The organism is Rhodococcus sp. SG20037, assembly GCF_031763325.1.
GTDB lineage: Bacteria > Actinomycetota > Actinomycetes > Mycobacteriales > Mycobacteriaceae > Rhodococcus_F > Rhodococcus_F qingshengii.
In genome coordinates, this window is sequence record NZ_CP134497.1 from 5,702,233 (window position 1) to 5,715,608 (window position 13,376).

At 62.0% G+C, this 13,376-nt stretch carries 13 protein-coding genes; 3 read left to right on the top strand and 10 right to left on the bottom strand.

Going from position 1 to position 13,376, the window contains the following annotated elements; all coding sequences use genetic code 11:
- Positions 1–216: 216 nt before the first annotated feature.
- From RHP72_RS26340 to RHP72_RS26350, 3 genes are all read right to left on the bottom strand, one after another.
- A complete protein-coding gene (locus tag RHP72_RS26340; RefSeq protein WP_030536016.1) occupies positions 217–1,200 on the bottom strand; it encodes an ABC transporter substrate-binding protein in 984 nt (327 codons plus the stop codon).
- A 94-nt stretch (positions 1,201–1,294) separates the two neighbouring features.
- Positions 1,295–2,152 carry an AraC family transcriptional regulator gene (locus tag RHP72_RS26345; protein WP_030536017.1) on the bottom strand — a complete coding sequence of 286 codons (858 nt, stop codon included), beginning with the start codon at positions 2,150–2,152 and terminating at the stop codon, positions 1,295–1,297.
- Positions 2,149–3,093, bottom strand: coding sequence for a D-cysteine desulfhydrase family protein (locus RHP72_RS26350; protein ID WP_311094011.1), 945 nt, complete (start codon positions 3,091–3,093; stop codon positions 2,149–2,151). Before RHP72_RS26350 ends, RHP72_RS26345 begins: the two co-directional genes overlap by 4 nt.
- Before the next feature lie 56 nt (positions 3,094–3,149).
- On the opposite strand from RHP72_RS26350, the gene RHP72_RS26355 reads away from it, so the two are divergent.
- On the top strand, positions 3,150–3,836 hold the full coding sequence (locus tag RHP72_RS26355) for a dienelactone hydrolase family protein (protein ID WP_311094012.1): 687 nt from the start codon (positions 3,150–3,152) through the stop codon (positions 3,834–3,836).
- 13 nt (positions 3,837–3,849) lie between these two features.
- Here the strand turns inward: RHP72_RS26355 and RHP72_RS26360 are convergent, their stop codons facing one another.
- The 3 genes from RHP72_RS26360 to kynB are packed head-to-tail and all read right to left on the bottom strand — an operon-like array spanning position 3,850 to position 7,326.
- A complete protein-coding gene (locus RHP72_RS26360) occupies positions 3,850–5,280 on the bottom strand; it encodes an amino acid permease (protein ID WP_311094013.1) in 1,431 nt (476 codons plus the stop codon).
- Positions 5,281–5,332: 52 nt separating this feature from the next.
- Complete coding sequence (gene kynU / locus RHP72_RS26365) at positions 5,333–6,598, bottom strand: kynureninase (protein ID WP_208690163.1); 1,266 nt, start codon at positions 6,596–6,598, stop codon at positions 5,333–5,335.
- Positions 6,595–7,326, bottom strand: coding sequence for an arylformamidase (kynB, locus tag RHP72_RS26370; protein WP_051649548.1), 732 nt, complete (start codon positions 7,324–7,326; stop codon positions 6,595–6,597). The genes kynU and kynB overlap by 4 nt, the downstream gene beginning before the upstream one ends.
- A gap of 137 nt (positions 7,327–7,463) precedes the next feature.
- On the opposite strand from kynB, the gene RHP72_RS26375 reads away from it, so the two are divergent.
- Positions 7,464–7,955, top strand: a complete 492-nt coding sequence (locus tag RHP72_RS26375; protein WP_007730865.1) for an Lrp/AsnC family transcriptional regulator — start codon at positions 7,464–7,466, stop codon at positions 7,953–7,955.
- A gap of 82 nt (positions 7,956–8,037) precedes the next feature.
- Positions 8,038–9,012 (top strand): phosphotransferase, encoded by a 975-nt coding sequence (locus tag RHP72_RS26380; protein WP_311094014.1) that lies wholly within the window; start codon positions 8,038–8,040, stop codon positions 9,010–9,012.
- A gap of 49 nt (positions 9,013–9,061) precedes the next feature.
- Here RHP72_RS26380 and RHP72_RS26385 read toward each other — a convergent pair whose 3' ends face one another.
- From RHP72_RS26385 to RHP72_RS26400, 4 genes are all read right to left on the bottom strand, one after another.
- Positions 9,062–9,688, bottom strand: coding sequence for an MBL fold metallo-hydrolase (locus RHP72_RS26385; RefSeq protein ID WP_007730862.1), 627 nt, complete (start codon positions 9,686–9,688; stop codon positions 9,062–9,064).
- On the bottom strand, positions 9,685–10,773 hold the full coding sequence (locus RHP72_RS26390; RefSeq protein WP_007730860.1) for an S-(hydroxymethyl)mycothiol dehydrogenase: 1,089 nt from the start codon (positions 10,771–10,773) through the stop codon (positions 9,685–9,687). Before RHP72_RS26390 ends, RHP72_RS26385 begins: the two co-directional genes overlap by 4 nt.
- 148 nt (positions 10,774–10,921) lie before the next feature.
- Positions 10,922–12,184 (bottom strand): response regulator transcription factor family protein, encoded by a 1,263-nt coding sequence (locus RHP72_RS26395; protein ID WP_003943037.1) that lies wholly within the window; start codon positions 12,182–12,184, stop codon positions 10,922–10,924.
- A 22-nt stretch (positions 12,185–12,206) separates the two neighbouring features.
- Positions 12,207–13,376, bottom strand: a complete 1,170-nt coding sequence (locus tag RHP72_RS26400) for a DUF4185 domain-containing protein (RefSeq protein ID WP_064074987.1) — start codon at positions 13,374–13,376, stop codon at positions 12,207–12,209.

Sequence of the window (13,376 nt, forward strand, 5' to 3'; positions counted from 1 at the left end):
GATCTGCGGGGATGGCGACCACCTCCGCACGTCGCCGAGGATCGATGATCCCTGCCAAGGCAAGGTTGAACCGCGTCGCCCTCGTCGAAGTAACGGTAACCGGCAGTGACAGAAATCATAAGCAGAGGACAGGATTTCCGCTCGTAGTGGCGACCAAAAAGACTGCGCGCCCTCAACTGGTCAGTTGCGGGCACGCAGTGAAAAGGTGAGCAAGCGTCAGAGCGTTGCAAACACCTTCGTTTTCACTTCGTTCAGCCAACCGTTCGCGGTCACGAAGTCTGTGACGCTCGACTGCAATCCGAAGACGTGCCCGGCCTGCGCCGCCGGCAGCCTCGTGAAGAGGTTGTCGTCGAGGACCGCCTGAACCGCCGCACTGGTCGACCCGTCCGCGTTCAGCGGATACAGCACGACCGTCACGCCGTTCAGGATGTCGGCCAACTGCTCCATCGGATAGGACGCGTATCCGGCATCGGTGTAATTGGTCGGAACACCGGGCCCGTACGCCAATCCGAGTTCGTTGACCACCAAATTGCCGATCGCACCGGTGGGCTGCTGAACCGAGAAAGCGCCGGGCGCGTCTCCGAGTGAAATGTGAATCCACTTGTTGGTCGCGATCACGTCGGCGTACTCGCCACGGACACGTTCGAGATTCTCTTCGTAAGCAGTCCGCGTCGACTCGAGCACGTCGGTCTTGCCAATTGCCTCAGCAAGCTCGGTGGTGATCTTCTTCCAGTCGCCTCGGCTCTCTCCCTTGACGATGACGGTGGGTGCAATGCCGGACAGACGGTCGAACGCCGCTTGGTCCACCTCGTCGGCGTCGCCGACAATGATGTCGGGATCCGCCGCAGCGATCGCTTCGAAGTTCATTTCCCCGAAAGGCCCGATGGTCGGGAGCCCGTCGACGAAGGCCTGCTGCTCCGGCGTGAATTCACTGATCCACTTGCCGTAGTCCTGCACAGCAGCCGGTTTCACTCCGAGAGACATGAGCTGCCAAGGAGTGTCGTACGACGCGGCGACGACGCGCTCAGGTGAAACCGGCACCTCGATGTCCCCGTACGCCGACGCGACGGTCCGGACGTCCGTCTGCTCGGAGTCGGCCGACGACGAGGAACAGCCGGTCACCACCATCGCACCTACGACGGCAACCGCCGCCGCTGCGATGACTCTGGAACCGAAAGAAAATGATCGAATTGCGCGCACGCAGAACTCCTACAGGGTGATTGTTTAGCCAACCCTAAGTTCATTCTGCCGCACGGCACAAGTCCGATCGAGGCACTTAGAGTCGCTGTTCGGACTAGTCCTGTAGCCAATCGGTCATTGGCGCGCGCGGATGATCGATCAGGCTTGCAAACTCCCCCGGCGTCACGCCCATCGTTCGACGAAAAGCCGCACCGAACGCGCTTTCGGAACGAAAACCCGTCTTCCGCGCCACAAACGAGATGCTTCGACCGAGTGCCAGAAGTTGCATCGCATGATGAGCCCGCAGTCGCATACGCCATTCCGAGAAGGTCAATCCGGTTTCGGCCGGAAACCGTCGTGTGAGAGTCCTCGTACTGACCTTCGCGTCGGTGGCCCACTCCTCGACCGATCGGGTGTCGGCCGGGCTGGCAACCAACTGATCTGCGATCTGCCGAAGCCACGGCGTCGTCGGCAGCGGCACATCGAAAATCAGTCGCGGAACGGGTTCGACGAGGTCGATGGCAAACGCCTCGGCTCGTCGACGAGCCGCGTCGGTCAAGTCGTCTCGGGTGAGGTGATCGAGTACTTGTTCGAGCAGCGGAGGGGTGGACAAGGCCACCACACGATCCAACCCGGTCACATCGGATGCCACCAACCACGTGCACGACAATTCTGTGCCGCTACGCGCCGTCACCTCGTGGGGAACATAGGACGGGATCCACAGACTGACCCCGCTCGGCACCGTGTACACAGTCTCCGGAGTACGGACCTCGAGAACACCGTCGATCGCCCACAGCAATTCGTGATCGCTGTGGCGGTGCATCTCCCAGGTGTAGTCGGAATCGACGGCCAGCCGATTGGTCGCCAACCGCAAGTACCCGTCGGCACTGACGCGCAGCGGTCGAACGACGCGTTGCCACTCGGACAGTTCGTCGAGCGGACTGCTGAGCGGGTAGTCGATCTGCTCGCTCACCGCAGCGTCGACAGTTCGGGATGTCCGAACAGGCCAGGCAACCCACCGGTGTGCAGGAAGACCGTTTTTGATCCCGCCGTGATGGCTTTGTCCTTCACGAGTTGGATCAATCCCGCAAAGGCTCGGCCGGTGTACGTCGGGTCGAGGAAGATGCCCTCAGTACGAGCCAAACATCGGATCGCGCCGGCTGATGCTTCCGTGAGCGTCGAATATCCTTGTCCAACTTGGTTTCGCAGGATCTGAAGATCTGCGGCTCGCGCGGCCGGACCAGGCATCTCGTCCAATAACCCAGCGACAGTCGACACCGGGTCGGCAACAGCCCCGACGTCGACGCCCACAACTCTGTCGACGCCCAGATGCGCGACAAGGCCTGCCATCGTTCCGCCCGATCCGAGTGCAACCACGACGCGATCGACGCCGGAGAGTTGGTGCTCGATCTCGCGTGCGCAGTCGACGTAACCCTGCGCGGCCACCGCGCTGGTACCACCGAAGGGAATGACAAAAGGTACACCGCCCGAGTCAGCAACGGCCTGCGCCGCGGCGTCGAGCGCGGATGCCGTGTCCCCACCGGCCCAGACGATCTCAGCGCCCGCGAGTGCATCCAGAACGAGATTTCCCTGCGCGGATTCCGGCTCGGCACCACCGAGCACCAGCACACAACGCAATCCCAAACGGGCTGCTGCCGACGCAGTCAAGCGAGCGTGATTGCTTTGCGGTGCACCGGTAGTGATCAGAGTCGTCGCGCCGACGGCCAAAGCCTGAGCGCAGGTGTACTGCAGCTTTCGGATCTTGTTGCCGACGCCGCCCAGGCCGGTGACGTCGTCACGTTTGATCCACAGATCTTCCGGCCCCAATCCGAGTGCCTGCGCGCAACGCGCCAGAGGTTCGACGGGCGTCGGCCAACTGACCAAGCTGATCGGCGGAACGGCGGAACTCAACATTTGACGAGTCTAGTTCGACCGTGCACCTACAGGCTGGGCTCGCATACAGTCGGGACATGGGAACTTTCACGACGACCACACGTGATGTACCGCTGACCGTCAGCCGACCGGATTCGCCGAGTGAACCGAGACATGCGGTAGTAGTTCTCCAAGAAGCGTGGGGCGTGAACCAACACATCGAGAGCATCCTCGAACGCCTCGCCGATGCCGGCTACCTTGCCGTCGCCCCGCATCTCTACCACCGCGGCGCACAGACCTCCTTCACCGACTTCCCGTCCGCGAAGGATGCGCTCATGGCACTCGACAGCACAAGCATCGGCCACGACGTACGTGCCGCCGTCGACTACAGCCGATCCGAGGGAGCAGACAAAGTCGGCTCCCTCGGATTCTGCATGGGCGGCACCGCATCCCTGTGGTGTGCCGCCGTACCCCTCGTCGATCCCGCTGTCACGTACTACGGTGGCGGCGTTGCAGAAGCCCGATGGGATGGGATTGCCGCAGGCACCGAACTTGCAGCGCAACTGCAGGTCCCGTGGCTCGGTCACTACGGCGACCTCGATCCGAGTATCCCGCCGGAGAGCGTCGAGCAATTGCGCGCAACCGCGTCCGATCTCGCCCGGGTGTACCGCTATGCCGACGCCGGCCACGCGTTCAACAACGACACTTCGGCCAGCCACTACGCCCCGGATTCTGCTGCCCTCGCCTGGACCCGCACTATGGAGTTTTTCGCCGAAACCCTGTGATTGCCAATGTAAGTCAGGGAACCCGCTTGACCACCGTGCCGGTGATCTCCTGAACCTGTTCAGCCGTTACCGCTCGACTCTGCGCCCGACGTGATCGGGTGAAGTAGTAGATGCCGATCACGGCAAGAACAAACGGCACCCCGAACACCAAGGTCATCTTGAAATCCTCGACCCACAATGTCGTGACGAGGATCGCGACCATGAGGACACCTCCCAGTATCGTCCCCACCGGGAAGAACGGAATCGTGAACGAGAGGGTTCGTCCTTCGCTTGCCATCCGCTTGCGAAAGAACCAGTGCGTCACGAAGATCAGCAGCCACGTCGCCATTGCCCCGAACATCGACAGCGAGATCATCAAGGTGAATGCCTGCTCGGGAAAGAGAACGTAGACGATTGTTGCGACGGCGATACCCGACGTCGACAGCAGCAAGGCATTGACCGGTGAGCCGTTGGCCCTGACCTTGCCGAGAATGGCCGGCGCGTCACCAGCACGTGAGAGCGAGAACATCATTCGCGAAGACACGTACAACTGACTGTTCATCGCGGACAGTGCGGCAATGATCACCACGAAGTTCAGCACGCTGTCTGCGCCCGGAATCTCGACGACCTGCATCACCGTGACGAAAGGGCTTCCGCCGCTCAATATCTTGTCCATCGGAGCGATTGCCAGAATCAAGGCAAGCGTTGCGATGTAGAAGACGAACAGTCGGACGATCGTCACACGGAATGCCTTCTTCACCGCCACTGCCGGGTTTTCCGCCTCACCGGCCGCAATGGCGATCATCTCGATGCTCAAGTAGCTGAAGATCGATACGATCACGGCAAACCACATGCCGGACAAACCATTCGGGAAGAATCCGCCACCGGCCGTGTAATTGTGGAATCCGTAGTCCGGGTTTCCGCTACCGAACACGACGTACGCTGCCATCACGATGAACGCCACGATCGCGAAGACCTTGATCGTCGAGAACCAGTACTCCATCGTTCCGAAGGCCTTGACGTTGAACATGTTCACGCCGATCAGCACTCCGGAGAACAACACGATCCACAGCCACGACGGTACGTCGGCGAACCAGAACTGCATGTATTCACCGATCGCGGTGACCTCGGTCCCGACCGCGAGGACGATGCATGACCAGTAGAGATAGCGAACGAGGAAGCCGATCAACGGTCCGACGTAGAATTCTGCGTACGCACCGAACGAACCTGATGTCGCATGTGCAACAGTCATTTCGGCGAGGGCACCCATCAGCAGGAGGGCGATCAACCCGCCGATCGCGTAACTGATGATGACGCTCGGGCCGGCAAATCCGATGGCGAACTTACTGCCGAGGAAGAGTCCGGTGCCGATTGCACCGCCGAGCGCGATCATGCTCATCTGCTTGGGGCCGAGTTCGCGTTTGAGACCTGATTCTCGCTGCTGAATGTTTTTGAAATCACTCATGAAAGCTCCTTGCGAAAGGCGGTACCTCCCGGTCCGCGGAAACTTGGAAGAATCAGGTGACTGCGTCGCGCTCGCGGAATTCGGGGCGATCCCAGGACTTGTTCTCGAGGATGTCTCGCAACACGTCGACGGCGTTCCACACGTCGGCGTATCCGAGATAGAGCGGAGTGATACCGAACCTCAGCACTCCGGGTTCGCGGTAGTCGCCGATGACGCCCCGCGCGATGAGAGCCTTCATGATCGAATAGCCCTCGGGATGAACAAAACTCACGTGCGATCCACGACGCTCGTGTTCGCGCGGCGTGATCAACTGCAAACCGTAATCAGCGCAACGCTCCTCGACGAGGTCTATGAAGAGATCGGCCAGCGCGAGCGACTTGCTGCGGATGTCGGCCATGTCAGCTTTGAGCATGATGTCGAGACCACATTCGACGAGTGACAACGACGTGATGGGTTGAGTACCACTCAGAAACCGTCGTATTCCTGCGCCCGGTTCGTAGGCCGACTCCATCGCGAACGGTCGCGCGTGCCCCCACCACCCGGACAGCGGCTGGATTCCGGTGTTCTGATGGCGACGGTTGACCCAGATGAATGCAGGTGAACCCGGACCGCCATTGAGGTACTTGTACGTACACCCGACCGCGAAGTCGGCGTCGGCACCGCTCAGATCGACAGTGACGGCGCCGGCCGAGTGTGCGAGATCCCAGATCATGAGGGCGCCACGTTCCTGCACTGCTGCAGTGACTTCCGTCATCGCATACAGGTTTCCGGTGCGGTAGTTGACGTGCGACAACATCACTACGGCGGTGTCCGGTCCTACTGCTTCGGTGAGGTCGCCCGGTTGGTCGATCAGGCGTAGTTCGTATCCCTGATCGAGCAGCGAGATGATGCCCTCCGCAATGTAGAGGTCAGTGGGGAAATTGTCGCGCTCGGAGACGATCACCTTCCGGCTGGGATCCTGAGCAGCCGCGATGGACAGCGCAGAGGCCAATGCCTTGAACAGGTTGATCGACGTCGAATCCGTCACTACCACTTCGCCTTCACCTGCTCCCAGCAAGGGGGCAAGTTTGTCACCGAGGCGGACCGGGAGGTCGAACCATCCAGCCTCGTTCCAACTGCGAACCAAGCCGTTGCCCCACTCGTCGCCGATCACTCTCGCGGCGCATTCCTGCGCGGCAATGGGACGCGCGCCGAGCGAGTTTCCGTCGAAGTAGAGAACGCCCTCCGGAATCGCGAACTCGCGGCGGAACTCCCTCAGGGGATCCACTGCGTCGGCCTTGACGCAGTCTTCCAACGAAAGTGTGGTTGTCGATGTCATGACGATTCTTCTCCTGCATGTGTCGGCGTTGAGGGTGATGAAGGCAGAGTCCGGAGCACGGCCCGTACCGGGCTGGCATCGAGGTCGAGGAACTTCAGCGGCAGTGCGATCAACTCGTAGTAGCCTTCGTCGACGTCGTCGAGGCAAAGTCCTTCGAGGATCGCGACGCTACGATCGCTTGCCGCGTGGTGCCCGTCCATGGTCTTGCTGTCCATCGGATCGAACGAGGCGCCGTCGATTCCGATCAGAACTCCACCGCGGTCGGCGAACCAGTGGGTCAGCTCCGGAGATACACCGGCGAAGTCGTTGTCCCACTCGCGCGGGTACTTCGGGTACGTCCTCAGAATCAGCCGCTGCGGCAGATGTCCGCCGAGTCGCTCCACCGTCTCTTCGACGGGCCTGATGCAGGCGGCACCGTCGACCCCCGTCATGTCGACCACCAGTGCTTCGCCGAGATAGGGCTCGAGGGGAACGGAACCAATGGTCGCGCCGTCGATGCGAGTGTGCGCCGGCGCATCGGCGTGAGCACCGATATGCGGAGTGGTGGTGATTCGGTTGATGGTGACGGCGTCACTGCCGCCGAGGTCGGACGTGACAGCGCGGGTGAAGGCGGTATCGCCTGGCCACACGGGCGTCGATTCGGAGATCGGCGGGCTGATGTCGATCAACCGCGCCCTCCAGTCGCCCGTGTGTCCGTCGCCCGCGTGTCGGCCGATCCTCGGAAGCATCCAGACCCCTTCGTCGCAACAGTCGACTGTGTCGATCTCGACCGTTTGATAATTCGATGTGTTTGGCAAAAGCTAGGATCATCGACGGGCGCGGTCAATAGATGCTGAATATTTTCGCGACGGCAGGGAGAAATCGGATGATAAATGCGATCGAACGGGCAGCTGCCGCAGCTCGGCCGAATCATGTTCGGCTCGACGACGTCGATACGGCGATTCTCCGCGAACTCGTCCGGGATGCACGCATCCCCAACAACGCACTCGCCGAGAAGGTCGGGATAGCGCCGTCGACCGCTCTGGCGCGGATGCGCGCTCTACGCGAATCGGGCGTCATCAAGGGGTTTCACGCAGACATAGACCTCGAGCTACTCGGCCTCGAGATCTCGGCGATGGTGTCGATTCTGATTCACTCCCACGCCAGAAGTCGGATGACGGAAATTGCCGAGCACCTGAGCGGATTGGATTCCGTTCAGCGAGTGTTCCTGATGAGTGGGGACCGTGATCTCCTGGTGCACGTGTCGTGTGAATCCCCCACTCGGCTTCGCGATTTCGTCAGCGCGCACCTCAACGATCCGGCCATCGCCAATACCCAGACCAACCTGATCTTCAGCGAACTGAGTCAAGGCGGCTGAACTGCAGCTGTCGTCAAGGCGTCTTCGGGTGCTTCCGAGATCGACACCTCGATTCGAACTTCCCCCACTAGAGTCGAACGGCATGTTGCCACTCGGGTTGTCCATGCTCTGGGAGTCGGTGGAGTCGGAAGCCGCTCTGAAGCAGCGATTCGGATTCAACAGCTTCGGCGCAGCCACCCATTGGGTCTCGGCGGTACTCGAGCAGACTTGGGGATTGACGGCCCTCGAGTGCTCGCGAATGGCGATCAGTGACCAGAACGCGATCGTGTGGGTTGCGAGCGACCGCGGTGGGCTGGTGGTGAAGTGGTCGCGCGCCACAGAGCGCTTCGCGAACCTGGAGGCGTCGACGCGCCTACTGAGCGCACTCGCCGCGCAGGGCGTGCCCGTTCCGTCACCAATCACGTCCCTGAACGGATTGGACCGGGAAACACTGTTGGACCGGAAAACACTGGAAGGGCCTTCGTGCGCAGTGTCATTCACCGTACTGCCGGAGTTGGCGGGAGATTGGTTGGACGTGCAGGACCGCGTGGCGGTCCGTTCGGCAGGAGCATGTCTGGCAGAAATACACCGAACGCTCGGCGCCACCCATGTCGACGGATCGGTTTTCTCGTCGCGCAGCACCGGGTTGAAGGAGCGCATCGGTGGTTGGCTCGAGAATTTCGACCGCGGGTTCGCGCCTGAGGCAACGCGTAGGCTCGTGGGCCTCCTGGCGCGTGCGTCCGAGCTCGATGACCAAACTCAACTGGTACACAACGACTTCCGTGCAGCCAACATCTTGACTCGAAACTCTCGGACCACCGGAGTACTCGACTTCGACGACGTGGTGATCGAGCACCGGGTGAGCGACCTGGCCAAGGCAAGCGTCTATCTGGGCACCCTGTTCACCGATTGGCGACCGACACCGATCGCGGTACGGCAGAGCCTGCGCGCCGGCTACGAATCCGTCCGTCCCCTCAGCCGATCCGAGACAGAATGGTTCGAGATCCTCGAACTGTGGCACGGCCTGATGGCAATCCCGGGTGAGAACGACACCGCCGGTTGGGCATCAGCGTTGTGACAAAAGTGGGGACGCCGGTACCGGCGTCCCCACTTCGCTTCTGATCACATCAGGATCCGGCGCGGATCCATTCTTCGAGATGCGGCGCCTCGGTACCGATCGTCGTGCCGTCGCCGTGACCGGTGTGAACCTTGGTCTCGGCGGGGAGCGCGAACAGCTTGTCGCGAATGGACCCGATGATGGTCGGGAAGTCTGAGTACGACCGCCCCGTTGCGCCGGGTCCACCGGAGAACAAGGTGTCGCCGCTGAACAGTTCCCCCGCCTCGGGCAGGTAGAGGCAGGTCGACCCCGGGGAATGGCCCGGTGTGTGGATGGCCAGAATGTCCGTACCCGCCACAGCAATACGCTGATCATCTTCCAAGCTCAGATGCTTCACCCCGGGGTGAGTCATCTCCCAGAGGACATCGTCGGCCGGGTTCAGGTAGATCGGAGCGTCGAGTTTCTCGGCCAGCTCCGGCGCAACGGTGACGTGGTCGTTGTGGCCGTGGGTGCAGACGATTCCGATCACCTTGCGTCCACCGACAGCGTCGATGATCGGCTGCGCGGTGTGAGCTGCGTCGACGATCACCACTTCGTTGTCGTCACCGATCAGCCAGATGTTGTTGTCGACGTCCCATGTTCCGCCGTCGAGGCTGAACGTGCCCGAGGTGACGACGCGATCGACTCGCAATGTCACAGGACCACCACCGAACGAAGGACCTCGCCGCGGTGCATCGTCTCGAATGCCTTCTCGACCTCGTCGAGCTTGATGCGCTCGCTGACGAACTTCTCGAGCGGCAGACGCCCCTGCTGGTACAGGTCGACCAGAACGGGGAAGTCACGCTCGGGCAGGCAATCGCCGTACCACGACGACTTGAGGGCTCCGCCGCGCGAGAAGAAGTCCACCAGCGGCATTTCCAGCTTCATGTCCGGCGTCGGAACTCCCACCAGCACTACGGTTCCCGCGAGGTCGCGGGCGTAGAACGCCTGCTTCCAGGTCTCGGGACGGCCGACTGCGTCGACAACCACGTCGGCGCCGAAACCTCCGGTCAGCTCCTGGACTGCTTCGACGACGTCGTCGACCTCGGTCGCATTGATCGTGTGCGTTGCACCAAGTTCCGTGGCCCACTCCAGCTTTCGTGGATCCCGGTCGATGGCGATGATGGTATTGGCACCGGCCAGGCGTGAACCCATGATCGCTGCGTCGCCGACGCCGCCACACCCGATCACAGCCACCGAATCACCGCGTCCGACGTTGCCGGTGTTCATCGCGGCACCCATGCCGGCCATGACGCCGCAACCGAGCAGTCCGACGACAGCCGGATCGGCCGAGGCGTCGACCTTGGTGCACTGGCCTTCGTGAACCAGCGTCTTGTCTGCGAATGCGCCGATGCCGAGTGCCGGCGTCAGTTCGGTGCCGTCTTCGAGTGTCATCTTCTGCTCGGCGTTGAACGTGTCGAAGCAGTACTGCGGGCGGCCACGCTTACACGCACGACACTGCCCGCATACGGCACGCCAGTTGAGGACGACGAAGTCGCCCACCTCGACGTGAGTGACACCGGGGCCGACGCTCTCGACGATGCCCGACGCCTCGTGCCCGAGCAGGAACGGGTACTCGTCGTTGATTCCGCCGTCGCGGTAGGTCAGGTCGGTGTGGCACACACCGCACGCTGCAATGGCGACCACTACCTCGTTGGCGCCGGGATCGGGAATCGTGATGGGGACGATTTCGACGGGGGCACCCTTGGATCGGGCGATGACGCCGCGTACCTGCTGTGGCATGGCTTTGCTCCTGGCTTCGTGCGATTGAGGACGTGTCGTCACATGGCGCCGTGTTTTCACATTGCGATATGTGCACTCGTTGAAAGGTTAGCCCGAAGTAGGTGCCCGCAACCCTGGTCGAACTGACTGACCGACCTGGCCGAAAGGACTAGGGTGCAGGCTTCACGCCGGCCTCGGCGCCCGCGGCGGCCGCCGCACCCCGACTCTCGACGCCCAATTTCCGCAGGACCCCGGCAACATGAAACTTGACTGTGCTCTCACTGACGCCGAGTCGCTCCGAGATTGCCTTGTTGCGCCGTCCGGCCACCAGATGCTCGAGTACCTCGAACTCCCGCGGAGCCAGTTCCGTCAGGACGTCGCGGTTCGGTAGGGCGACGGGCGCGTCGAGCGGGATGGTTGCGCTGATCCGGTTCCCCCACCCGGGCGTCGACTCGGATTCGACGGTTCCACCCAAAGTCTCTACCCTCGAACGTAATTGGCGTTCCACGTCGATCACGTCGGCTTCACCACCACCGTCGTCGCGGATGTCGATCGAGAGCGAAGCCGCGTCGAGGGTCCAGGCCACCCGGATTCGCGAGAGCGTCTGCTGATCCGACAAGGCCAAGACCGCGCCGCGGACGACCGCGCGGGCGCCGTGCGCCACTTCACCGGGCAACCCACGCCCGTCGACGGGTGGCTCCACCAACTCCAACGCGATTTCCCGATGCTTGAGCAGCGAACGCAATTCCCCACGCATCCGCGCAAAAGCGGTGGTGGTCGACTCCTCGGCCAACTCGCGGTGCACGTCGACGGCCGAACGCAGGCCGATCAGGGCCGAAGCCGCAGTCTCCCTGGCCGAGGTTCGAGCACGCGTGTCGTCGAGATCCGCCGAGCGCAGCGTCGCCAGCATCGTCTCGAGGGTGGCCGCATGCACCTCCGTCATCTCTGCCACGGTGCGTGCACGCTCGGACGACGCTGCCCGCGACTCGGCGAGATATGCCGGACTCGCGTTCCGCACCTGGAGCTGAATTCCGGTTGCAGTCACCGCGAACAGTGCCTGGATCAATTCGAGGGATGCCGCCTTCACCGGTCCGGGGTGTGGCGTCAGCACGAGGAGGGTGTCTGTTCGATCGAGCATCGCGAGCACTTCACGGTCTCGGCCGGCGATAGCGCACTTTCCCCGAAATATCTGTCCGACAGTGAGATCCGTACGGATACGGTCGAGTTCGGCGATGGTCACACGATCGACGACAGCTGGATCCCCGGCAACCTTGCGCGGCCTACCGGTGCACTCGCGGGTGAAGATCACCAGAGAGGTGTGCGGCGCCATGTCCGCGATCAGCGTCGAAAATCGTCGGCCGATTTCGGGAAGTGGTCCCACCAACACGTCTCGAAGGGCGGTGATCAGTAGCGCATTGTCGGTGGTGCTCACTGTTCAACGATAACCATCCGGTTCACTGGTGCAGCGTGGTCTTCATGAGCATCACGTTGTAGTCGGACCACGTGGTGGCGAGAAAGTAGAGGTCCTGCCCCTGCGACCAGGGGTGCATGTACGCGCCGTAGAGTCCCGGAACCTCGTCGGTGCCGATCACGACGTCCGGTGCGCTCCACGGACCGGTCAGGTCCGAGGCCGTCCGCAGCACCAGCGCTCCCCACTCGTTGGAGTACATCGCGACGAACTTTCCGAGATAGTTGTTGTACTGCACCGACAGTTCGCTGACATCCCCGTCGAGAACTACTGCAGCGGCAGCAGGATTGTTGGGGACCCATGCCTTTCCGTCCCAGTATTCGTACGCCGCGACGTCCGCGATGGAGGCTTCCTTGACTCGCGAGAGACGCCCCTCGCCAAAGCGTCCGGCGGGGGTGCCGAAGTTGTAGACGTAACCACCGTCTTTGACGAAGGACCCCATCTGGAAGTTGTCGTTACCTGTCAACGGCAGATTGGGCCGGGACGAGGCCGGTTCGATCTGCCAGGTCTCACCGTTGTCGTGCGAGGACGCGATCTGCGAGAAGTTGGTGACCCACTCGCCCGACCCTCCCCACGAACGTATCGACATGTAGTTGACGTACTGAACGCCGCCCACGGAGATACCCGTCGTCGGAATGCTGCTGGTTTCGACGCCGGTGACTTTCAGACTTCCGATGATCTCGCGCGAGTGATTCGGTCGGTCGGTCGGTGAGGAGTCGATGTTCATGCCGTCGGACAGATTTCCGTCCGAGCTACGGAACAGGACGTTGCTGCGCCAGTCGCCGACCACCCCGGAGCACAGAGGGTCAGATCCGATACCGACGGTGTCACCGAAAGCTGTCAGGACCTGACCTGCGCCGTTGTCCCACATGATGCCCAGATCCGTGCCGAGAACGTTGAACCGCTCGACGGTTTGGTTGGGGCTCAGCGCGCCCGTGATGTACTCGACCGCCGAGGTGCGGCCTTGCAATTCCGGCAGTTTGCCATCCGTGCCGTTGAGCCAGGGAATCGGATTGGTCGGCCCACCTGATTGATCCAAGCTCCCGGTGACATTGCAATCCCATGGGGATGCATTGGCCTGGGTCGCCCCCAAGACCGCGGTCGACGCGAGTACACACGTCACTGCTGCTGTCGATATCTTCCGCATCCGGCGCAT